The sequence below is a fragment of the Herbaspirillum sp. YR522 genome (assembly GCF_000282575.1).
Taxonomy (GTDB): Bacteria; Pseudomonadota; Gammaproteobacteria; order Burkholderiales; family Burkholderiaceae_D; genus Herbaspirillum.
Genome location: NZ_AKJA01000012.1, coordinates 23,862 through 44,506 on the forward strand (window position 1 = coordinate 23,862; position 20,645 = coordinate 44,506).

Annotated in this window: 21 protein-coding genes and 1 tRNA gene; 5 read left to right on the forward strand and 17 right to left on the reverse strand. The window is 65.3% G+C overall.

The window, feature by feature from the left end; all coding sequences use genetic code 11:
* Window positions 1-14 precede the first annotated feature (14 nt).
* From PMI40_RS01660 to PMI40_RS01680, 5 genes are all read right to left on the reverse strand, one after another.
* Window positions 15-1,040, reverse strand: a complete 1,026-nt coding sequence (locus PMI40_RS01660) for an amidohydrolase family protein (protein ID WP_008111454.1) — start codon at window positions 1,038-1,040, stop codon at window positions 15-17.
* A 60-nt stretch (window positions 1,041-1,100) separates the two neighbouring features.
* Window positions 1,101-2,129, reverse strand: a complete 1,029-nt coding sequence (locus PMI40_RS01665; RefSeq protein ID WP_008111457.1) for a porin — start codon at window positions 2,127-2,129, stop codon at window positions 1,101-1,103.
* Between the two features lie 101 nt (window positions 2,130-2,230).
* Window positions 2,231-3,571, reverse strand: coding sequence for a C4-dicarboxylate transporter DctA (dctA, locus tag PMI40_RS01670; RefSeq protein WP_008111459.1), 1,341 nt, complete (start codon window positions 3,569-3,571; stop codon window positions 2,231-2,233).
* Between the two features lie 135 nt (window positions 3,572-3,706).
* Window positions 3,707-4,618 (reverse strand): hypothetical protein, encoded by a 912-nt coding sequence (locus tag PMI40_RS01675; RefSeq protein ID WP_008111461.1) that lies wholly within the window; start codon window positions 4,616-4,618, stop codon window positions 3,707-3,709.
* Window positions 4,615-5,481, reverse strand: coding sequence for an amidohydrolase (locus PMI40_RS01680; RefSeq protein ID WP_008111464.1), 867 nt, complete (start codon window positions 5,479-5,481; stop codon window positions 4,615-4,617). Before PMI40_RS01680 ends, PMI40_RS01675 begins: the two co-directional genes overlap by 4 nt.
* A gap of 140 nt (window positions 5,482-5,621) precedes the next feature.
* On the opposite strand from PMI40_RS01680, the gene PMI40_RS01685 reads away from it, so the two are divergent.
* Window positions 5,622-6,833, forward strand: coding sequence for a LysR family transcriptional regulator (locus PMI40_RS01685; protein WP_008111465.1), 1,212 nt, complete (start codon window positions 5,622-5,624; stop codon window positions 6,831-6,833).
* Window positions 6,834-6,868: 35 nt separating this feature from the next.
* Here PMI40_RS01685 and PMI40_RS01690 read toward each other — a convergent pair whose 3' ends face one another.
* Together PMI40_RS01690 and PMI40_RS01695 are read right to left on the reverse strand one after the other, a co-directional pair.
* Entirely contained in the window at window positions 6,869-7,567 is a 699-nt protein-coding gene (locus PMI40_RS01690) for a hypothetical protein (protein ID WP_040501543.1), read from the reverse strand.
* 103 nt (window positions 7,568-7,670) lie between these two features.
* The gene (locus PMI40_RS01695) at window positions 7,671-9,179 is read right to left on the reverse strand and encodes an FAD-dependent oxidoreductase (protein WP_008111469.1); all 1,509 of its coding nucleotides are present in this window, start codon (window positions 9,177-9,179) and stop codon (window positions 7,671-7,673) included.
* 52 nt (window positions 9,180-9,231) lie between these two features.
* Here PMI40_RS01695 and PMI40_RS01700 point away from each other — a divergent pair, with 52 nt between their 5' ends.
* Window positions 9,232-9,714: a MarR family winged helix-turn-helix transcriptional regulator gene (locus PMI40_RS01700; protein ID WP_008111471.1), complete on the forward strand. Its 483-nt coding sequence runs from the start codon at window positions 9,232-9,234 to the stop codon at window positions 9,712-9,714.
* Between the two features lie 95 nt (window positions 9,715-9,809).
* Here the strand turns inward: PMI40_RS01700 and PMI40_RS01705 are convergent.
* A tRNA-Met gene (locus PMI40_RS01705) sits at window positions 9,810-9,886 on the reverse strand.
* Between the two features lie 320 nt (window positions 9,887-10,206).
* Between PMI40_RS01705 and PMI40_RS01710 the strand changes: the two genes are divergently transcribed.
* A complete protein-coding gene (locus PMI40_RS01710) occupies window positions 10,207-10,830 on the forward strand; it encodes a cysteine hydrolase family protein (protein ID WP_008111472.1) in 624 nt (207 codons plus the stop codon).
* A 40-nt stretch (window positions 10,831-10,870) separates the two neighbouring features.
* Here PMI40_RS01710 and PMI40_RS01715 read toward each other — a convergent pair whose 3' ends face one another.
* Window positions 10,871-12,883 (reverse strand): response regulator, encoded by a 2,013-nt coding sequence (locus PMI40_RS01715; protein ID WP_040501545.1) that lies wholly within the window; start codon window positions 12,881-12,883, stop codon window positions 10,871-10,873.
* 362 nt (window positions 12,884-13,245) lie between these two features.
* Here PMI40_RS01715 and PMI40_RS01720 point away from each other — a divergent pair, with 362 nt between their 5' ends.
* Together PMI40_RS01720 and PMI40_RS01725 are read left to right on the forward strand one after the other, a co-directional pair.
* Entirely contained in the window at window positions 13,246-14,358 is a 1,113-nt protein-coding gene (locus PMI40_RS01720; RefSeq protein WP_008111475.1) for an S-(hydroxymethyl)glutathione dehydrogenase/class III alcohol dehydrogenase, read from the forward strand.
* Between the two features lie 57 nt (window positions 14,359-14,415).
* The gene (locus tag PMI40_RS01725) at window positions 14,416-14,706 is read left to right on the forward strand and encodes a metal/formaldehyde-sensitive transcriptional repressor (protein WP_008111476.1); all 291 of its coding nucleotides are present in this window, start codon (window positions 14,416-14,418) and stop codon (window positions 14,704-14,706) included.
* Window positions 14,707-14,718: 12 nt separating this feature from the next.
* Here PMI40_RS01725 and PMI40_RS01730 read toward each other — a convergent pair whose 3' ends face one another.
* The 8 genes from PMI40_RS01730 to PMI40_RS01765 form a co-directional block, all read right to left on the reverse strand.
* The gene (locus PMI40_RS01730; RefSeq protein WP_008111477.1) at window positions 14,719-14,919 is read right to left on the reverse strand and encodes a hypothetical protein; all 201 of its coding nucleotides are present in this window, start codon (window positions 14,917-14,919) and stop codon (window positions 14,719-14,721) included.
* 32 nt (window positions 14,920-14,951) lie between these two features.
* Window positions 14,952-15,440, reverse strand: a complete 489-nt coding sequence (locus tag PMI40_RS01735; protein ID WP_008111478.1) for a hypothetical protein — start codon at window positions 15,438-15,440, stop codon at window positions 14,952-14,954.
* An 81-nt stretch (window positions 15,441-15,521) separates the two neighbouring features.
* Complete coding sequence (locus PMI40_RS01740; RefSeq protein ID WP_008111479.1) at window positions 15,522-16,100, reverse strand: TetR/AcrR family transcriptional regulator; 579 nt, start codon at window positions 16,098-16,100, stop codon at window positions 15,522-15,524.
* A gap of 27 nt (window positions 16,101-16,127) precedes the next feature.
* Entirely contained in the window at window positions 16,128-17,249 is a 1,122-nt protein-coding gene (gene wecB / locus PMI40_RS01745) for a non-hydrolyzing UDP-N-acetylglucosamine 2-epimerase (protein ID WP_081496383.1), read from the reverse strand.
* Between the two features lie 71 nt (window positions 17,250-17,320).
* Entirely contained in the window at window positions 17,321-18,214 is an 894-nt protein-coding gene (gene yddG / locus PMI40_RS01750; protein ID WP_008111483.1) for an aromatic amino acid DMT transporter YddG, read from the reverse strand.
* Window positions 18,215-18,242: 28 nt separating this feature from the next.
* Window positions 18,243-19,103 carry an NYN domain-containing protein gene (locus PMI40_RS01755; RefSeq protein WP_008111486.1) on the reverse strand — a complete coding sequence of 287 codons (861 nt, stop codon included), beginning with the start codon at window positions 19,101-19,103 and terminating at the stop codon, window positions 18,243-18,245.
* A 98-nt stretch (window positions 19,104-19,201) separates the two neighbouring features.
* A complete protein-coding gene (locus tag PMI40_RS01760) occupies window positions 19,202-20,032 on the reverse strand; it encodes a VOC family protein (protein ID WP_008111488.1) in 831 nt (276 codons plus the stop codon).
* 24 nt (window positions 20,033-20,056) lie between these two features.
* Window positions 20,057-20,645: ATP-binding cassette domain-containing protein (locus PMI40_RS01765; RefSeq protein WP_008111490.1), on the reverse strand; the 589-nt coding region annotated here is incomplete at its 5' end.

Sequence of the window (20,645 nt, forward strand, 5' to 3'; positions counted from 1 at the left end):
TGGGGTGGTCATGGTCACAGTCCTTTGTTCTTGAGTGCCTGGTCGAGCCGTGGATAGACGCGACGGGCGTTGCCTTCGAAGATCTTGTGGCGTTGGTCGTCGGTCAGGGCGGCGGCCTCGATGTAGCGTTTGGTGTCGTCATAGTAATGACCGGTCTCGGGATCGATGCCGCGTACGGCGCCGATCATCTCGGAGGCGAACAGCACATTGTCGACCGGGATCACCTTGGTCAGCAGGTCGATGCCAGGCTGGTGGTAGACGCAGGTATCGAAGAAGATGTTGTTGAGCAGATGTTGCTGCAGCAGCGGCTTCTTGAGCTCTTGCGCCAGGCCGCGGAAACGCCCCCAGTGATACGGCACCGCGCCGCCGCCATGCGGGATCAGGAACTTCAACGTCGGAAAATCGCTGAACAGGTCCGAGCTCAGGCACTGCATGAAGGCGGTGGTGTCGGCGTTCAGGTAGTGCGCACCGGTGGTGTGGAAACAGGCGTTGCAGCTGGTGCTGACATGGATCATGGCCGGGATGTCGTACTCGACCATCTTCTCGTAGAGCGGGTACCAGGAACGGTCGTACAAGGGCGCGGAGGTCCAGTGGCCGCCGGAAGGATCGGGGTTGAGGTTGATGCCGACGAAGCCATAGTCCTTGACGCAGCGTTCCAGCTCGGCGATCGAGGTGCGGATATCTGCACCTGGCGACTGCGGCAACATGGCCGCGCCGATGAAGTGATCGGGAAACAGTTCGGACACCCGGTAGCACAGCTCGTTGCAGATCGCCGCCCAGGTCTGGCTGGTATGGAGGTCGCCGATGTGGTGCGCCATGAAGCTGGCGCGTGGCGAGAAGATGGTCAGGTCGGCGCCGCGCTCTTGCATCAGGCGCAGCTGGTTGGCCTGGATCGATTCGCGCAGTTCGTCGTCGCTGATCTTCAGCTCCGATGGCTTGGGGCCGAGTTCGGGCGTGTTCAGGTTGGCGATCTGCCGGTTGCGCCACTCTTCCAGCGCCTTGGGTGCGGTGGTGTAATGGCCGTGGCAATCGATGATCATGCGAACTTCTCCTGTAAAAAAACCTGCCGCACCAGCGAAGCGGCACGGCAGGAAACACTGCTAGAAACGGTGGTTGATGCCCAGCGTCATGCCGACCTGGCGTGCCGCCCCCGCCGTGTTCAAGGTCGAGACCACGGCATTGTGGTACTTGGTGTAGTCCACTTCGGTGTACAGCTTGGTGCGCTTGGACAGCATGTAGTCCAGGCCGACGATGGTCATGTCCTTGCCGCGCGCGCGGTCGGTGGAAGAGGTGGTGCGGTAGAAGCCGCCAGTGAGCTTCCATTGATGGGTGAAGGCATAGCTGGCGCCGCCGAAGATATTGCGCGCCACGGTATTGGGCGCGGTGGACGCCAGGTCCAGGGTGTCGATCATGTAGCCGCCCGACACGGCCAGCTTGCCGAGCTTGTAGGCGGCGCCGGCCAGGTAGTAGTCCTCGTTGCGATAGGTCGATCCCACCAGCACGCTGCGCCGGTTGTAGGACGCGCCGAGCGTGAGGTCGCCGCCGTAGTATTGCAGGCCGACGCCGCGCGCCGCGCCGTCGTTGGTACTGCCGGCCACTTCGCCGAAGGCGTTCTCGAGTTCGAACTTGAAGGCACCGAATTCGCCGGTGTATTTCACGTCATTGCTAAAGCGCGTGCCGCTCGACGCCTGGGTCAGCGGAATCAGCGAGGTGTAGTTGAAATGGAACGGGTCGTAGTCGGAAATGAAGTCATGCGAGATGGTGTACTGGCGGCCCATGTCGAGCGCGCCCCAATTGCCCTTGAGGCCGACGAAGGACTGCCGCTGGAATAGCGTATTGGTGGTGTTGTCGAATGCGCCGGTGGCCAGGTTGAAACCGTTTTCCAGCAGGAAGTGCGCTTCCAGTCCGGCACCCAGTTCTTCCTTGCCGGCGATGTCGATCTTGTTGGAACTGTTCCAGCCGTTCGATCCCATGTAGAGCTTGCTGCCGCCATTGGCTGCGGCGTTGCTGAGATAACGCACGCCGCCGTCGACGGTGCCGAAGATGGTGACGCTGGATTGGGCATTGGCCGCGTGCATCAACGGTGTGGTCAAGGCGAACAAGGCGCAAGTGCGAGCGATTTTTTTCATCAGTTGTCTCCCCCCGTATGGCGATTTCCACCGGGTATGTCGTTGTGTTGAAAGGATGTTGTCGATGCCCGCCGGTGGCGGGCGTCGGATTCGGCGGCGAATCAGTGCGTGACGGCGACCTTGGCGGAAATCGCCACCTCCGGCTCGACATAGCCAGCGTCGAGCTCGGCCTTCATCTTGTCGCGGTCCAGCGCCTTCTCCCAGCTCGCCACCACTACCGTGGCCACTGCATTGCCGGTGATGTTGACGAACACGAAGGCCGACGACAGCAGTCGATGCACGCCCAGGATCACCGCGATGGACGCCACCGGGATGGTGTTGGTTGCCGCCAGCGTGGCCGCCAGCACGGCGATGGCGGAACCCGCCACCCCTGCCCCGCCCTTGGACGTGATCAGCAGCACCAGCAGCAAGCCCAGCTGGTGCTCCCAACCCAGCGAGGTATTGGTGGCCTGGGCCAGGAACACCGCCACGGCGGCAAAATACAGGCAGGTGCCGTCGTGGTTGAACGAGTAGCCGCCGGGCAGCACCAGGCCGACCACCGAGCGTTCGCAGCCGATCTGCTCGAGCTTCTTGAGCAACTGCGGGAATACGCTCTCGGATGAACTGGTGCCGATCACCAGCAACAGCTCGGAGCGGATATAGCGCATCAGCTTGAGCAGGCTGAAGCCCGAGAAATGCGCCACCGGCCACAGTACCAGCACGAAGAACAGCAGGCAGGTCAGGTAGAACTCACCCACCAGCTTGCCCAGCGCCACCAGCGAGCCGACGCCGAAACGGCTGACGGTAAAGGCGATCGCACCAAAGGCTGCGATGGGCGACACCTTCATGGCCAGGCCGATGATCCAGTACACGCCCTGGGCGAAGCTTTCCAGCACGGTGAGCATGGGCTTGGCGCGTTCGCCGGCGGCAGCCAGGCCGAATCCGAACAGCACCGACACGAACAGGATCTGCAGGATGTCGCCATTGGCGAAGCCCGATACCATGGTGCGCGGGATCAGGTTGAGCAGGAACGCACTGGTCGAGACGAAATGGTTGGCCTGCTGGATGTAGTTGCTGGCCGCGCCCGCATCGAGGGCATTGACGTCGATGTTCATGCCCACGCCGGGCTGCAGCAGGTTGATGGTGACCAGCCCGATGACCAGCGCGATCGACGTGATGACCTCGAAATAGATCAGCGCCTTGACGGCCACCCGCCCTACTTTCTTCATGTCGCCGGCATTGGCGATGCCGCTGACGACGGAACAGAAGATGATCGGCCCGACCACCATCTGGATCAGCTTGATGAAGGCGTCGCCCAGGGGCTGCGATGCGCGGCCGATGTCCGGCCAGTAATGGCCGACGACCACCCCGATGACGATCCCGGCAAACACCTGGAACGAAACATCGCGGTAGAACGGCTTCCTGGTTTTCTGTCGTGGGACAGGCAGGTCTTTCATGTCCACGGGTGCTCTCCTCTATAAGATGGTCTTTTTTTCTTGGCATTGCTCTTGATGGCGATGTTGATCGGGGCCGCAGGCAGGCTGCGGTCCCCGGTGATGCGCATGGGCCGTGGCGAGGCACGGCCGATATTGCCGCGCTTAGCGGGCGTCGTCGCCCAGGAACTCCAGGCAATCGGCGAAGATCTCGTCGACCTCCAGGCGGCGCGGCAGCAACAGCTGCTTGTCGCAAAATGCGAGTGTGGCCGCGAGCGGCTTGCGCAATGCCTCGATGCCATCGGGTAGTTTGCGCCCCAGCGCGCCGGAGGGGTCGACCGCCGCCTTGGCCTGTCGGAACAACTGGTATACCCCGCGCACGCTATCGGGATGGGCCTCTGCCACGGCGCGGTGCATGACCGCGATGTGGTTGACCGGCACGAAACCGTGCGCAGCTTGCCACATCTTGTCCGCTTCTGCGTGATTGGCGATGACCGGCGCAATATCCTCATGCCTGGGCAGATCGTTGCCGAAGATGGCGGCGTCCAGTTCGCCGTCCATCAGCATCTGCAGCATCTCCTTGCCGGCCGGGGCCCTGCTGACGAACGCCGGGTCCTGGTACTGCTCCAGATGCCCGTTTTCGAATGTAATCCAGTCGATGCTGTCGGTGGCCACGCCGTAGGTGTCGTCGAGGATGGCGCGCACCCACATGCCGGTGGTCTGGGTATAGGCCCGTACCCCGACGCGGGCGCCCGCCAGGTCCTCCACGCGCAGGCCGGCGCGATGTCTTTTGTTGTACACGATACAGCCTTGCTGCAGGCGCGCTGCCAACACGGTGGGCAGCAGGATCAGCGGCTTGCCGTAGGCCTTGGCCTGCAGGTAGGTGGCGATGGCCAGCTCGCTCACGTCATAGGCCTGGTTGCGCGCCATCGGCGCGAAGGCCCGATGGATCGGTTCGATATCCAGGCAATGCAGGCGCAGGCCGGGCAGCGCGATGTCGCCGCTGATGATCTTCTCGGTATGCGCATATTTCTTGATTGCCGCATCCAGTTGCAGCAGGTCGCCGACGGCCTTCATGCCGGGCCTCCCATGCGGGTCAGTTCGGGATAGATGGTGCGCGCCGTATCGCCGAAGATCCACGCCTGGTCTTCGGCCGACAGGATCGCCAGCCCGGCCTTGGCCTGTGCCAGCAACGACGCCAGCGAGCCCTCGGCGGACGGGAAGTTCGAGCCCCAGGCAATGCGCCGTGCCCCATATGCTTGCAACACCCGGGGGAAGAACGCCTCTGGGGTGGAGACCCCGCGCGAGGCTTCGGCGATGGTGCGATTGGTCAGCTTGAGGTACACGCCCGGGTGCTGCGCCAGGTCGAACAGCGCTTGCGCCGACGCATACGGCGGGCCATCGGCCAGGTCCGGCCGCGCCAGGTGGTCCAGCAGCACGCGGCTGCGCGGGAACGTCGCGAGCATGCGCTCCAGGGCCGGCAGGCCGGCGGCCGTCATCTGCAGGCAGATCGAGATATCGTGGTCTTGCGCGTATTGCCATACCGGGAACGAGCGTTCGTCGTCGAGCCACTTGGCCTGGCCGGGCATGGTGGTGCCGGTCAGGAACAGGCGCAGGCCGCTCAGGCCTTGCTCCAGCCAGAACTTGAACTTGTCGATGGCGTCGGGCGCCAGCACATCGATCGAGAATACGCCGCAGAAGCGGTCCGGATGCGCATTGACCGCGTCGAGCACATAGCGGTTGTCGTTGCCGTAGGCGGTCGAGGCCTGCACCACCATCGCATGGGCGATGCCGGCCTCGTCCATCGATGCCAGCAGGTTCTGGTAGTCGGCGGGACGATGGGCAGACCAGTCCGACTGCTTGCCGCCTACCGGCGCCAGGGGGTAGCGCTGGTGATCCGACGATATGGCATGCGTGTGCGTATCGACGATGTTATACATGGTTAAGCTCCTGCTCCTGGTAATACGATCAAAGTGAGCAGAGTGTAGATAGTCCTTCTCTTTTGAGCTAATTTCAACGACAACATCTGCCATTAATTTATATTAAGCTTGATGTCGATTATTTATTCCGGGAGGGACCGATGAACAATGAAAACGCCCGCCTGCGGCGCCTGCTCCTGTTCGACGCGGTGTGCCACGAGGGTGGCATCAGCCAGGCGGCCGAAGCGGTCGGACTGACCCAGCCGGCGGTCAGCCTGGCCATCAAGAAACTGGAAGAGGCCTTTGGCGCGGTGCTGTTCGAGCGCGGTTTCGGCGGTAGCGACCTGACCCGTGACGGGCAGTTGTTGCACCGGCGCGTGCAACGCATGCGGCAACAGATCGAGGCGGCGGTGTCGCAGGCATTGTCCGGCACCCGGTCGCGCGCGACCGATGTCCAGACCGTGTGCCGCCACCTGACCGATGCCCAGATCCGCTGCCACATCGCCATCGCCGAACTCGGCTCGGCCGCCGAGGCGGCACGCCGGCTGGCCATCTCCCAGCCGGCGGTGCATCGCGCCGCGCGCAGCCTGGAAGACAATCTCGGCGTGACCCTCTACCGACGCCGGGTACACAGCGTCTCGGCCAATGGCGTCGGCCTGGAACTGGCGCGGCGCCTGGTGGTGGCCCAGGGCGAGATCGAGCAGGCCAGTGCCGACCTGGTCCATGCGCGCGGGCTGGCAGGCGGGCGCATTGCGGTGGGCGTGTTGCCGCTGCTGCCGCAACGGCTGCTGGCACGTACCATCGGCCGGCTGCGGGAAAACCATCCCAATGTCGCCGTCACCATCCGCGAAGGCGCGCACAGTCGCCTGCTGGAAGACTTGCGTTTCGGCCGTCTCGACATCATCGTCGGCGCCCTGCGCGAACCCCGGCTGCAAGGCTCGGTGGTCGAAATCGAGCTGTTTATCGACCCCTACGTGGTCGTGGCGCGACGCGGCCACGCGCTGGCCGCGCGGCGCAAGGTGGCGCCAGCCGACCTGGTGGACTACGGCTGGGTGGTGCCGCAGCAGGACATGCCGCGTCGGGCAGTGGTCGAGACCATGCTGGCCACGTTGCCCGAACGCCCGCCGGTGGTGGTGGAGACCAGCTCGCTGGCGATGATGATGGCCATGCTGGAGGAAAACGACTGCATCTCGCTGCTGTCGCGCTCCCACATCCTGTATGGCAACTACCGCAACGATGTGGTGGCGCTCAAGGTCGTCGCGCCCAATGCCGATCGCACCGTCGGCGTGACGATGCGATCGGACTGGCTGCCTACCCAGGTGCAGCAGGACTTTCTGGAACAGTTGCGGTTGCAGTGCCGCATGGACGACTAAGCCATGCGCCCCACGGTGGCACGCAGGCAACGCCGTCAGCGCTCGATATCATCGGGACGGTCCTGCCGGTCTTTTACCGCGCCCAGGCCGGTGGCCATGCCCAGGCCCATGCCTGCGCCGCCTTCTTGTCCGCCCTGCCTTGCCCCGCCACCGGCGCCCGATGCCGCCTCGTTCCTGGGCCGCGCTGCGCCGCCGGCAACCCGGGCCGGGCCTTGCAGGGGCACCGTGACATCGGCCGGCACCGGCCCCAGGTCGAGCGCGGTGCGGATGAAATTGCGCAGCGACACCACCAGCGCCGCCGTTTCGACCGGTCGCCCCGCTGCCAGCTCCAGCGCGGCCCGGCTGGCCAGCCGCACATGTTCTTCGGTGCCGAGCAGGATGATGTCCGACAGCGCCGCCTCTACCGCATCGCGTATGCGCCGCGCCCGTTCCGAGTTGCTGCGCGGCACGGCCGCCTGGTCGTCCAGCTTGACGTCGCCGCGCTCGGTCATGCGCAGCTCCCGCAGGTGCGTCGGGTCTACCGTCAATTGTCCGGTGAACGACCCGCCCAGCGTGCGATAGGCAGAAATCAAAGTCTTCAGTCGTTCATTGATCTGCCGGTTCATGCGTTCGCGGCGCTGCTGGATGGTCTGCATCATCAGCACGCGGATGCCCACGCCGGTCAAGGTCACGATGGCAAGGCCGACCAGGCTGGTCAGGATCGTCTGCCAGGAGTCGAAATCGATGCTACGCACGGCGCTCTCCCACGGTTGCAAGGACCATGTGAGCGTTTTGGATTGGTTTTGTTCGCCCTCTTCCCCGAAATCCTCCGCCGCCGGCACGGCCGATCGCCCCGGATCAGTGATGCGGCAAGGGCATCACGCCTGCCGCAGACAGGTAGTCCTCCAATGCCGCAAGGTGGTCAGCGCCGACCATGGCACCGACGTAGCCGTCCGGGCGCACCAGGACCCAACTGCCCGAGGCAGGTTGGTAGGCGCTCGCGAAATGGGCGCCATCGTCGAGCATGTCGCCACCGGGCCCGAAGATGTGGATGTGCAAGCCAGGCCTGGGACGCACGGCATCGCGCCGGGTCTCGTAGCCGATCAGGGTCCAGTGCGTGCCGGCGAACAGGTCGAACAATCTCGTCGGCTGGCCCGCGGCGCCACGGATGGGTGCATCCGGGGCACGGTCGCCGGCCCGCAGGCGGGCCTTGCGGGCCGGACGCTCTAGCGCCAATGCCTGGTCGCGGTAACCCAGGTCGAGCTGCTTGACCTCGCGCCCGCGTCGCACCCCTTCTTGCCCCTGTGCCCGCAACAGCCGGGTCGACAGGCCCAGCACCTCGGCGGCGACCGGACGTCGCTCCTGTTCGTAGCTGTCCAGCAGCGCCGGTGGCGCGCCGTTGCGCACGGCCGCTAGTTTCCAGGCCAGGTTGTAGGCGTCCTGCACACTGGTATTGAGCCCCTGGCCGCCGGTGGGCGGATGGATATGCGCCGCATCGCCGACCAGCAGCACGTTGCCTACCCGATAGCGATCGGCCAGTCGCGCATTCATCGTATAGAGCGACGCCCACGACACCGCGTCGACCCGGATATCGGCACGCCCGCTGCGCGCCGCGACCAGCGCCGTGAGCCCGTCGGCGCTCAAGTCGACTTCGCCCTCGCCGGCCACCGGCCCCTGGATCTGGAACAGGTCGGTGCCGGCCAGCGGACACAGGTAGATCTGCCTTGCCACATCGTCTGCGCCGAAACGATGCCAGGCCTGGCGGTCGAGTCCGCGTAACATCACATCGGCCACGATCGCGCGCACGCCCAGCGTCTTGCCAGGAAAATCCACGCCCAACGCATGGCGCACGAAGCTGCGGCCGCCGTCGGCGCCGATCAGCCAGCGCACGCGCAATGTCTGCTGTCCTTGCGGGCCTTGCACATGGGCGCTCACTCCTTGCGCATCGTGCGCCAGTCCGACCAGTTCCGTGGCATACGACGGCGCATGGCCAAGCTCGGCCAGCCGTTCGCGCATGACGCTTTCGGTGATGAATTGGGGTACCATCAGCGCTCGCTGGAACGGCTCGGCCGGGGTCGGCGCGGCCGCTGCGATGACGTCGGCGTCCTCATAGGATCCGTCGTCGTGGTAGCGCCGCTCTTTCGGATAATCGCCACCGGCCGCCGTGAGGCGATCAAGAATACCGAGATCGCTGAAGATCTCCTGGGTGCGAGGCTGCAGTCCCTTGCCGCGTGAACCACGGAACGGCCCATCCATCTTCTCGATCAGCCGAAACGATATGGCCCTGCGTGCCAGCTCCAGGGCCAAGGTCAGACCAGCAGCGCCGGCACCGCAGATGAGTACGTCGGTGGTGAATCGGGTAGCCATATGAATTCCCACATATGTGTATGATGCACATATTAGGACGCAGGGGAAATGCGTGTCAACAAATAAAGTGCAAAATACACATAATGCTGATGTGTTGCGCGATCTGCATGGATCGCTGGTAGAAATCGTCGGCGTGATGAATCGGCCGCAGCGGGACGAATCGATGATCCGGGCCGCCGGAATCTCGCTTGATCGGGCGCTGTTCCCGCTGCTGGTGCTGGTCGAGCGGATGGGCCCGGTCGGCGTGGTCGAACTGGCGGACCGGGTCGGCCGCGACTACACCACGGTCAGTCGCCAGGTCGCCAAGATGGAAACACTGGGATTGGTCGAGCGCAATGAAAGTGCCGCCGATCGCCGCGTGCGGGTGGCCGTCATCACCAGGGCAGGAAAGGCGATGACCGACCGCATCGACGAAGCCCGCAAGAAACTGGGCCAGGTCATCTTCGAGCAATGGAACCCGCAAGACGTGATCGACCTGGCGCGCCTGATGCGCAAGTTCGCGGAAGATTTCAAGAACGACCCGGCGCAGCGATGAAGCAAGGCCTGGCCGGGCTCGCAGGGCTTGGCGAGATGCCGCCCGAAATGCAAAAAACCGTTACCAGCCAAGGCTGGTAACGGTTTTTCGAGAACTGGTTGCGGGGGCAGGATTTGAACCTACGACCTTCGGGTTATGAGCCCGACGAGCTGCCAGACTGCTCCACCCCGCGTCTGAGAGGGGCGAACTATACGGGCAGACGGTGGCATTGGCAAGGTTTATTTCACGATCATCGATAAATAAGCCTGCAGCGGGCGCCAGGCCCGCGCCCGGCCTGCGTCAGCGCATCGCCGCGGGGCCAGGCCACCAAGTCGCTACCCACACCGCCGCGCACCGCCGCATGCCGCACGCCTTGATCAATGCGCTGGTCGGGGCAAGACACTGATACCTCATCGCTGCCGCATCCTGCTCATTGTCCGAATTTGTGAAATGATGGCGTGCCGTCAAATAAATAACGTCGGTTCAACCGCCATTCACAATAAGGAATTCTCCATGCCCCGTCTCTCCCGCTGTTTCCTTGCCGCTGCCCTGGTCCTGGCCAGCGCCGGCGCCTGTGCCCAAGGTGTCTATCACGACTGGAACCAGGTGCAGCCGCCGGCGCCACCCGCCCTGGTCAAGGCCAGCGTCGATCCTGCCACCACTGCCGTGCTGGTCCTGGATATCGCCAAGCAGACCTGCAACGCCGAGAGCCGGCCACGGTGCGTGGCCATGTTGCCTGGCGTGGCCAAGCTGCTCGCTTTTGCGCGCGGCAAGGGCGTACCGGTGATCTACACGCTGGGCGCGGCCAGCAAGCCCGCCGATATCTGGCCCGAGGCAGCGATGCAGCCAGGCGAGCCGCTGGTGACGGCCGGCCCCGACAAGTTCGTCAATACCAATCTCGAACAGCAACTGCGCGACAAGGGGATCAAGACCGTGATCGCCATCGGCGCCGCGGCCCACGGTGCGGTGCTGCATACCGCCGCCAGTGCTGCCTTTCGCGGCTTCAACGTGCTGGTGCCGGTGGACCTGATCGCGTCGGAAACGCCCTATGCCGAGCAATACACGGTGTGGCACCTGGTCAACGCGCCACGCCTGGGCGAGCGTATCAAGCTGAGCCGTTCGGACTGGCTCGACTGATCCCGGCCGCACCGATGCAACATCGGCGGCGCGCCGTGCTCTAGTCGCCGCCGGTCAATTCGTTGACCCGGCGCGCCAGCGCGTCGGCCGCGAACGGCTTGGTCAGCACCTGCATGCCGCGTTCGAGATGGCCGTGGTTGAGCACCGCATTCTCGGCATAGCCGGTGACGAACAGGACCGGTACGTCGGGTCGCAACTGCCGCACGGCGTCGGCCAGCTGCCTGCCGTTCATGCCGTTGGGCAGCCCCACGTCGGTCACCAGCAGGTCGATCTCGGCGTGCACCGCCAAGACCTTCAGGGCCGACGGCGCGTCCTCGGCCTCGACCACGAAATAACCCAGGTCTTCCAGCACTTCCACGGCCACCATGCGCACCAGGGGTTCGTCGTCGACCACCAGGATGGTCTTGCGCCCGGCCGCGGCCGGCACCGGTTCATCCGACAGGCCGGGATCTTCCTCGATGTCGTCGCCCACATACCGCGGCAGGTAGATGCAGACCATGGCCCCGTGACCCAGCTCCGAATAGATGCGCACCGTGCCTTCGGACTGGCCGGCAAAGCCATAGACCATCGACAGGCCCAGCCCGGTGCCCTGCCCGGTGGGCTTGGTGGTGAAGAACGGATCGAACGCGCGCGCCACCACGTCGGGCGACATGCCGGTGCCGGTGTCGCTCACGCATAGCGACACGTACTGGCCAGGCGGCAGGCCGCGTTGCACGGCGGCGCGCTCGTCCATCCAGCGATTGGCGGTCTCGATGGTGAGCTTGCCGCCGTCGGGCATCGCATCGCGCGCATTGATGCACAGGTTGAGCAATGCATTCTCGAGCTGGCCGACGTCGACGAAGGTGCTCCACAGGCCGCCGGCGGCCACCGTTTCCACGGCAATGGCCGGGCCCACGCTGCGACCGATCAATTCGTGCATGCCGGCGACGATGCGATTGAGGTTGGACGGCTTGGGGTCCAGCGTCTGGCGCCGGGAAAACGCCAGCAGGCGCTGGGTGAGCGCGGCGGCACGCTTGACGGCTGACTGGGCACCGTTGAGATGGCGGTCGATGTCGCCGATGCGGCCCTGCGCCAGCCGTATCTTCATCAGTTCCAGGCTGCCGCCGATGCCCGCCAGGATGTTATTGAAGTCGTGCGCCAGGCCACCCGTCAATTGGCCGACCGCTTCCATCTTCTGCGCCTGGCGCAAGGCCTCCTCGGCCTTGAGCAACGCAGTGGTGCGCTGCTCGACCCGCTGCTCGAGGGTATCGTTGAGCCCGCGCAGTGCCGCCAGGGCGCGATCGCGCTCGGCTTCCACCGCACGCCGGCCTTCGATGTCGATCAGCACCCCGGGAAACTTGGTGGCCATGCCATCGGCGTCGAGCTCGACCCGGCCGTTGGCTTCCAGCCAGTAGTAATTGCCGTCCAGGCGGCGGGTCCGGTATTGGTGGGCATAGCTGCCGCCGCGGGCGAGCACTGCGCGGATGGCGTCGATGAGCGCCTGGCGGTCGTCCGGATGGACGGTCTCGACCACTTCCTCCAGGCTCAGGCCGGATCGGCCCTTGGCCGGGTCGAAGCCGAACGCGGCGGCAAAACCTTCGTCGACGCTGAAGCGGTCGGAAGGAATGTCCCAGAACCAGGTACCGATGATGGCACCGGCGGCCAGCGCCAATTGCACCCGCTCGACGTTTTCGCGCAGCGCCGTTTCGGTCTGCTTGCGCACCGTGATATCACGAAACAGCACCGACACCTGGCGCATCTCGACCGGCCCCACGCGTCGCGCCGAGACTTCGATATGGCGGCCCGCGGCCACGAACTCCTGCTCGAAGCGTACCGGCTGGCCCGACAGCAAGACGTTGCGGTAGATCTCCAGCCAGGCCTCGGCGCCGTGGGGTTCGATCTGGCGCAGCCGTTGGCCGATGATGTTGGCGATTCCGGTATGGCGCTCGTAGCCCGAGTTGGCTTCGATGTGCACATAGTCGCTCAATGGCCCGTGCGGACCGTCGATGAACTCGATGATGCAGAAGCCGTCGTCGATCGCCTCCAACAGTGCCAGTCGCCGTACCTCGCTCATGGCCACTTCGTGTTCAAGCTCGGCGCGGCTGTGCGCCGCCAATGGGTTGTTCGAAGTCATGACTGTAGTCGTCAGTTGGCAAGTGGAGATAAGGACCGGCGACAGGATACCTGCGTTCCCCGACAATGACACCGCCGGATCGACGTCGATATGCGGATCGTGGCCGGATGCTTCATGACTGGCGCGGCGCATTCCCATCGATCGGGAATTCGCAGCGCGGTGCGGCGTCAGGACTGCCGCCGCAGGATCAGCTTGCATACTCCCACCCAGTATCGCATAATGTCGCACCCGCTTCGCCCGGGCGAAGCGCCGTCCGCTCCGGTGGCAGCGCCCGGTCACCCCGTCACCTAAAGGATCCCACCATGAAATCACGCGCCGCAGTCGCCTTCGCCGCCGGACAACCGTTGCAGATCGTCGAGATCGACGTCGCCCCGCCGCAGAAGGGTGAAGTGCTGATCAAGATCACCAACACCGGTGTCTGCCACACCGATGCCTTCACGCTGTCGGGCGAAGATCCGGAAGGCCTGTTCCCGGTGGTGCTGGGCCACGAAGGCGCCGGCATCGTGGTCGAGGTAGGTGAAGGCGTCACCAGCGTCAAGCCGGGCGACCATGTCATTCCGCTCTACACCGCCGAATGCGGCCAATGCGATTTCTGCCGCTCGGGCAAGACCAACCTGTGCATCGCGGTGCGCGCTACCCAGGGCAAGGGCGTCATGCCCGACGGCACCACCCGGTTCTCGTACAACGGCCAGCCGATCTATCACTACATGGGCTGTTCCACCTTCAGCGAGTACACTGTGGTGGCCGAGGTCTCGCTGGCCAAGATCAACCCGCAAGCCAACCCCGAGCACGTCTGCCTGCTGGGCTGTGGCGTCACCACCGGCATCGGCGCGGTGCACAACACGGCCAAGGTGCAGCCCGGCGACTCGGTGGCGGTGTTCGGCCTGGGCGGCATCGGCCTGGCCGTGATCCAGGGCGCGCGCCAGGCCAAGGCCGGCCGCATCATCGCCATCGACACCAACCCGGCCAAGTTCGACCTGGCGCGTTCGTTCGGCGCCACCGAGTGCATCAACCCCAAGGATCACGACAAGCCGATCCAGCAGGTCTTGATCGAGATGACCGGCTGGGGCATCGACCACACCTTCGAGTGCATCGGCAATGTCAATGTCATGCGCGCGGCGCTGGAATCGGCCCATCGCGGCTGGGGCCAGTCGATCGTCATCGGCGTGGCCGGCGCCGGCCAGGAAATCTCGACCCGTCCGTTCCAGCTGGTCACCGGGCGTGTCTGGAAGGGCTCGGCCTTCGGCGGCGTCAAGGGCCGCAGCCAGCTGCCCGGCATGGTCGAGGATGCGATGAGCGGCAAGATCGAACTGGCGCCGTTCGTCACCCACACCATGGGCCTGGAGCAGATCAACGACGCCTTCGACCTGATGCATGAGGGCAAGTCGATTCGCAGCGTGGTGCATTTCGCCTGATGGCATGACCGTGGCGCCATGGCGCCACGGTGCCACCTACCCAGAGGTCGTCGCCCCATGCCCTACTCCGCCGAAGACAAGAAAAGCGCGGTCACCCGCTTGCGTCGCATCAAGGGACAGGCCGAGGCGCTCGAGCGCGCCGTGCTCGACGGCGTCGATTGCAAGGCCTTGCTGCAGCAGATCGCGGCCCTGCGGGGCGCGGCCAATGGCTTGATGGCCGAGGTGCTTGAGAGCCACCTGCGCGAACTGTTCGGCGCTCCCATCGAAGGCCGGCCACCGACGGCGGCGCTCGACCCCGATGCCGAGATCGATACGCTGATGAAGACCTTGCGCTCTTACCTCAAATAGGGGCCACCTCGCCTAGTCCTCGGGTCCCTGGTCTGCCGCGAGCGCGGCGGCCTTCCGGGCGCGCCGTTCGCGCGCGCGCCGCTGGGCTGCATAGACCTCGGAATAGATCTGCCACAGTTCCAGGTGCCGGTAATAGGTCGACCCGCTGTCGACCCGCCTGACGGCGCCGACTGCATCGACCGGCTCGACCGGCCGCACGGGATTGCGTGCCATGTGATGCTCCTCCACAAGTGCTTCGATTATCGCTAGCGGATGGCCGACCTGGCTTGCCTGCGCAACCGGGTGAGCTGCCACCCCACCCCGGCAAGCAGCATCAGCAGCAACAAGGCCTGCGCGCCCAGCAACACTGGCGAGCCCAGGTCGGTGACCAGCGGATGGCCGTCGGGTACCCGGCGCAAGGTCTCGCTGACGGTGGGCACCATCAACAAGAATACGGTCAGGCTCAACAGCACCGTCTCGACATAGTCGACCAGGGGTGGCCGTCGACGCAGCAACGCCAGCGCATAGCCCGCCAGCAGCAACAGCAGTGTCGCCAGTCCGATGCCGACACTGACCGGCTGGCGCGCCACCAGGAATACCGTCAGCGCACCGACCAGCATCGACAGGAAATACGCCACGCCGGCGCCGGAACGGGGCACGATCCGACCGTGGCGGACCAGCATGTAAAGCGCCAGCGGGATGGCAGGCAAGCTGCCCAGCGTGTGCAACCAGCCCAGGGGGGAGATACCGAACATGTCATGTCCTCATTCAATGATCCTACCTACTAGTATGTAGGTATGGGGGATAAATAAATGGGCGCTCGCAAGCGCCCTCTTTCAACGCACCAGTCGTGCCACGATCGGATCGACGATGCTGCCGAAGATCTTGCCGTCGCGATAGGCCCGGGCCGACAACATGGCGCCGTGGACGGTGGCCAGGAAGATCTCGGCCTCGACCTTGGCCGGCGCGCCCAGTTTCAGGCTGCCGTCCCGTTCGCCACGTTCCAGTACCGATGCCAGCCAGGCCGACAACTCACGAAAATGCGCCTTCACCTCCCATGCCACTTCGTCGGGTAGCACCGGGATCTCGGCGGCCAGCAAGGCACACACGCAGATCGACGAATGGACTTCGGCGATGCAGGCTTTCCAGTACGCGGTGTAGGCCTGCAATTGGGCCACCGGGCCGGTCACATGGCGCTCCAGCCCGGCAATGCCGTCGGCGGCGTCCATGCGATAGCGCGCTACCAGCGCCCGCACCAGATCGGCCTTGGCCGGAAAGTGATGGTGGATGCTGGCGTTGCGAATGCCCACCACCTTCGCGATGTCGGCATAACTGAAACCGTTGTAGCCACCCGCCACGATCAGCGTCTGGGCGCAGGCAAGAATCAGGTCGGCGGTTCCGGTTGCAGGTGTCATGTCGCCATCCTACCTTCTAGTAGGTAGCTAGTCAAGCACGCGCTGGATACGTTCCACGATGCGCTGCGCGGCCTGGCCGTCGCCGTAGGGGTTGCCGGCCTGCGCCATGGCCTGGTAGTGCGCCGGATCGTCCAATAGCTGCCGGGTGGCCGCGACGATGCCGGCCACGTCGGTGCCGACCAGTCGCACGGCTCCGGCGTCGATGCCTTCCGGGCGTTCGGTGGTGTCGCGCATCAGCAGCACCGGCTTGCCCAGCGACGGCGCTTCTTCCTGGATGCCGCCCGAATCGGTCAGGATCAGGTGGCAGCGCTGCATCAGGTGGATGAAGGCAATGTAGTCCAGCGGCGCGATCAGGTGTACCCGCGGGCAGTCGCCCAGGATGCGCCGCACCGGTTGCTGCACATTGGGATTGAGGTGTACCGGATAGACCACCTCGACGTCGTCGCGCCCGGCCAGCTCGCGCAACGCCAGGCAGATGTTTTCGAAGCCCTGGCCGAAGCTCTCGCGCCGGTGTCCGGTCACCAGGACCAGCTTGCGCCGCCTATCGAGAAACGAGAATTGATCGTCCAGGCGCCGTACCAGCGCTGCGTCGGCGTCGATCTTGCCGACCATCAGCAGCAGTGCATCGACCACCGTGTTGCCGGTCACGAAGATGGTATCGGCCGCCACCCCTTCGGCCTGCAGGTTGGCGGCCGCCGCCGTGGTCGGCGCGAAGTGATGGGTGGCGATCACGCCGGTCAGCCGGCGGTTGATCTCTTCCGGCCAGGGCGAATAGATATTGCCGGTGCGCAGTCCGGCTTCGACGTGGCCCACGGGGATGCGCTGGTAATACGCCGCCAGGCTGGTGGCAAAGGTGGTGGAGGTGTCGCCATGCACCAGCACCAGGTCGGGCCGGTGCCGTTCGAGCACCGGCGCCATCGCCTGCATGATGCGGGTGGTGATGTCGGTCAGGCTTTGACCGGGCTGCATGATATCGAGATCGAACTCGGGCACGATATCGAAGGCCTGCAACACCTGGTCGAGCATCTGCCGTTGCTGGCCGGTGACGCATACGCTGGCCTCGATCCGGGGATCTGCCTTCAATTGCCGTACTACGGGCGCCATCTTGATGGCTTCCGGCCGGGTTCCGAATACACTGAGTACTTTCACCGTTTCCCCTGTCTTGAGTGGCAAAGATGGTCATGGACCACCGTTATCGACTCGCAAAGGGGCGGCAAGTTCTATGTGCGCGACCGGGTGGCGGCCCGGCACAGCAGCGCCCCGCCGCATACCATGGCCGCGCCCTGCCAGAATGCCAGCGTCAGCGGCGCATGCAGCAGCCATGCCGATAACGCCGACGACAGCACCGGGATGAAATAGGACGCCCCGGCCAATACCGCCACATTGCCCCGCAGGATGCCGACGTTCCAGGCCGCGTAGCCCAGGCCCATGGCAGCCGCGGCCAGCAACAGCGTGACCAGCGCCGGCCAGGTGACGTCCACCGCGCCCAGCCCCTGGCCCTGCACAAGCACCTTGCCCCACAGGGCCAGCGACACCAGCAGGAAGAACAGCGTGACGCCATTGGTGCCTTGGGCGATGCGGGCGGTCACGGTGCAATAGGCGGCCCAGACCAGGGCGCCGGCCAGGGCCAGTGCGTAGCTGAGCGGATTTTGGCGCAGGTTGGCGAGCATGCCCGCCAGGTCCAGGCCCTGTTCGCCACCCAGTACCCAGCAGATCCCCAGCATCGACAGGACGAATCCGGGGATCACCAGCACATTGGCCCGCTGCCGGTTGAACACGATCGCTGCCACCAGCGTGAAGGTCGGCCACAGGTAGTTGACCATCCCCACCTCGATGGCCTGGCGGGCATTGCTGGCGTAGCCGATGGACAGCGACAGGCACAGTTCGTAGAGCACGAACAGCAGGCTGCCCCACACCAGGTAGGCGCGCGGAAATTGCCGCGGGCGTGGCACGCCCAGCGTGGCCAGCAATAGCACCGAGGCCAGCGTATAGATCATCGCCGCCCCCGTCACCGGTCCCCAATGATCGGCCACTGCGCGGATCAGGCCGACGATGAAACTCCACAGCAATACGGCCGACAGGCCAATCAGGGTGGCCTGGTTCCTGCTTCCCATGCTTTTCTTTCGTGCTTTTTCGTCTCGCTCACAGCATCGGCTTGGCGGCGCGGTCCTTGTTGCGCTTGTCGGCCACGTAGGAATGGCCGTTGTCGCCCTTGACGATCTCGAACAGCCCGGTGGCGGCAAACAGCGCCGGGAAGTTCTTGACGCCATAGTTGCGCGGATCGATGGGGGCCTGGCGCTTGGCGGCGCTGCCGGCGGCCGACATCTGCGCCCAGCCGTCCTCGTGGGCGGCGGCCTCGACGGCGCCGCGCAGCAGCGTCACCAGCGTGGCGTCCTGCGCCAGCGACTTGCCGCCGGCGGCCTTGGCACTACCCTTGTCGGCCGGTTTGTCGGCCACCGCCTCTGTCGCGCGGGTCTTGGCACCGCGCGTGCCGCGGCCCTTGGGCTTGACCACCTCGACGGCCTCGGCCAGGGGCGCCTGGACGTCGCCCAGGTTGTCCAGGTAGAGGAAGGTGGTACAGGCGTTGACGAAGGGTTTGGGGGTCTTGCGCTCGCCGAAGCCGTAGACGTCGTGACCGTTGGCCTTGAGCTGCATGACCAGCGGCGTGAAATCGGCATCGCTGGAGGCCAGGCAGAAGGCGTCGGGCTTCTGGGTGTAGAGCAGTTCCATGGCGTCGATCACCAGCGCGATGTCGGTGGCGTTCTTGCCGCTGGAATAACTGAATTGCTGCACTGGGCGGATCGCGAACTCGTGCAGCTTGTCCTTCCAGCCCTTGAGGCTGGTGCTGCCCCAGTCGCCATAGGCACGGCGGATATTGGCGCTGCCGTAGCGCGAGAGCTCGCCCAGCATGGCCGCGATCTTGCTGTGCGAGACATTGTCGGCATCGATCAGCAAGGCGATACGGCGGTCCTGGTTATTGCGGCTGCGCGCGTCATTGTCCATGGTCGGTATTTTTCCGTTAGTCAAAAAGATCGGACCGGCGAAACACCGGTCCGTGGTCGACTATGCTACCGCATCTGGCGCAGCGCTCCCAGCTTGCCTCAGGTGAATGCCAGGATCACCCCGTTGGCCTGGTCCGGCGTGACCACCAGCTTGTCGCCGTGGCGCCGGGCGCCGGTCACCGCATTGGCCGCCAGCACCTGCTCGGCCAGGTCGAGCGACTCGACCTTGATGGTCAGGCCGACGGCGCGCTCGATACCCTGCGGAACCTGGTCCGGGTCGATACCGTAGTGCGCCGCCACGCCGTCGCGGGTCAGGTACCGGATCGCCACCGGCCCGGCCTGGAACCGCACCCCTTGCGCATGGCGGCTGATGTCGCCACGGCCAAAGGCCTGCGCCAGGATGCCGCAGGCGGCGTCAGGATCGAGCGCCAGGTAGACGTACTCGGCCAGCCCGCGCGCACCGTTGGGATGGTTCTGCCATTGGCTGCGCCATACCAGTTCGGGCGTGCCGTGTTCGCAGAAGAACACGCGGCCGTTCGGAATGCGGTCGGCGGCGATGCGCAGCGTACGAAAACGGGCGTCGCCCAGCGCCACGCCGTCGACCTCCACCGGACGATGGAAGGCCTGCGGCGCTTCGCCTTCCAGCGGCACGTCGCGCTGGCGCAGCCGTTGCCAGGTCTGGTCGGCGTCCGGGGTCTTGAACACCAGCCCGGCCAGTCCGGCCGGGTGGCCCCAGCGCAGGCCGGCGTTACGCGGCTCCACGCCCAGCAGTTCCAGGTAATCGTCGCCGAAGATGGCCAGGTGGTTGCTGGTGCCTTTCGAATGGTGACCGCGTGCGGTGAGCGTAAAGCCCAGCTTGGCGTATTGTTCTGCGGCCTGGTCGAGCTGGTCCTCGACGTGGATGACCACATGGTCGACGCGTTCTGTCATGGTCTGTCTCCTTGGTAAAGCGGTTCAGGCGGCCTGCTCGCTGTCAACATGTTGCCAGTGCCGCCCCGGCACTGCCGACAGCAGCGCCTGGGTATAGGGATGGGTCGGGCCCGCGAACAGGTCACCGGTGCTGGCCTGCTCGACCACGCGCCCGTCTTTCATGACCGCGATGCGGTCGCACACCTGCGCGGCCACCCGCAGGTCATGGGTGATGAACAGGATCGACAGGCCCAGTTGCTCGCGCAGGCGCGCCAGCAATTGCAACACCTGCGCCTGGACCGACACGTCCAGCGCCGACACCGGTTCGTCGGCCAGCAGGATCTGCGGCTGCAGCGCCAGGGCGCGCGCCAGTCCGATGCGCTGGCGCTGGCCACCGGAAAACTCGTGCGCATAGCGATGCAGCGAATCCGGGTCCAGCCCCACCAGTTCGAACAAGGCCTGCACCTGGGACCGCACCTGGCTGCGCGGCACGCCTTGCTCCAGCGGGCCCTGCGCCACGATATCACCGACCTTGCGGCGCGGGTTGAGTGAACTGGTGGGATCCTGGAACACCATCTGGATGGTCCGTGCGCGCTGGCGCCGCTGGCCGCGCCCGGCCGCCAGCGGCTGGCCG

What these genes read in the sequence shown, in the direction of transcription:
- PMI40_RS01695 (WP_008111469.1), bottom strand. Translation starts at nt 9,179, where the DNA reads ATGGCTACCCGATTCACCACCGACGTACTCATCTGCGGTGCCGGCGCT.
- PMI40_RS01740 (WP_008111479.1), bottom strand. Translation starts at nt 16,100, where the DNA reads ATGACACCTGCAACCGGAACCGCCGACCTGATTCTTGCCTGCGCCCAG.
- PMI40_RS01675 (WP_008111461.1), bottom strand. Translation starts at nt 4,618, where the DNA reads ATGAAGGCCGTCGGCGACCTGCTGCAACTGGATGCGGCAATCAAGAAA.
- PMI40_RS01730 (WP_008111477.1), bottom strand. Translation starts at nt 14,919, where the DNA reads ATGGCACGCAATCCCGTGCGGCCGGTCGAGCCGGTCGATGCAGTCGGC.
- PMI40_RS01680 (WP_008111464.1), bottom strand. Translation starts at nt 5,481, where the DNA reads ATGTATAACATCGTCGATACGCACACGCATGCCATATCGTCGGATCAC.
- PMI40_RS01685 (WP_008111465.1), top strand. Translation starts at nt 5,622, where the DNA reads ATGAACAATGAAAACGCCCGCCTGCGGCGCCTGCTCCTGTTCGACGCG.
- PMI40_RS01735 (WP_008111478.1), bottom strand. Translation starts at nt 15,440, where the DNA reads ATGTTCGGTATCTCCCCCCTGGGCTGGTTGCACACGCTGGGCAGCTTG.
- PMI40_RS01755 (WP_008111486.1), bottom strand. Translation starts at nt 19,103, where the DNA reads ATGGACAATGACGCGCGCAGCCGCAATAACCAGGACCGCCGTATCGCC.
- PMI40_RS01660 (WP_008111454.1), bottom strand. Translation starts at nt 1,040, where the DNA reads ATGATCATCGATTGCCACGGCCATTACACCACCGCACCCAAGGCGCTG.
- PMI40_RS01665 (WP_008111457.1), bottom strand. Translation starts at nt 2,129, where the DNA reads ATGAAAAAAATCGCTCGCACTTGCGCCTTGTTCGCCTTGACCACACCG.
- PMI40_RS01725 (WP_008111476.1), top strand. Translation starts at nt 14,416, where the DNA reads ATGCCCTACTCCGCCGAAGACAAGAAAAGCGCGGTCACCCGCTTGCGT.
- PMI40_RS01710 (WP_008111472.1), top strand. Translation starts at nt 10,207, where the DNA reads ATGCCCCGTCTCTCCCGCTGTTTCCTTGCCGCTGCCCTGGTCCTGGCC.
- PMI40_RS01720 (WP_008111475.1), top strand. Translation starts at nt 13,246, where the DNA reads ATGAAATCACGCGCCGCAGTCGCCTTCGCCGCCGGACAACCGTTGCAG.
- yddG (WP_008111483.1), bottom strand. Translation starts at nt 18,214, where the DNA reads ATGGGAAGCAGGAACCAGGCCACCCTGATTGGCCTGTCGGCCGTATTG.
- PMI40_RS01715 (WP_040501545.1), bottom strand. Translation starts at nt 12,883, where the DNA reads ATGAGCGAGGTACGGCGACTGGCACTGTTGGAGGCGATCGACGACGGC.
- PMI40_RS01760 (WP_008111488.1), bottom strand. Translation starts at nt 20,032, where the DNA reads ATGACAGAACGCGTCGACCATGTGGTCATCCACGTCGAGGACCAGCTC.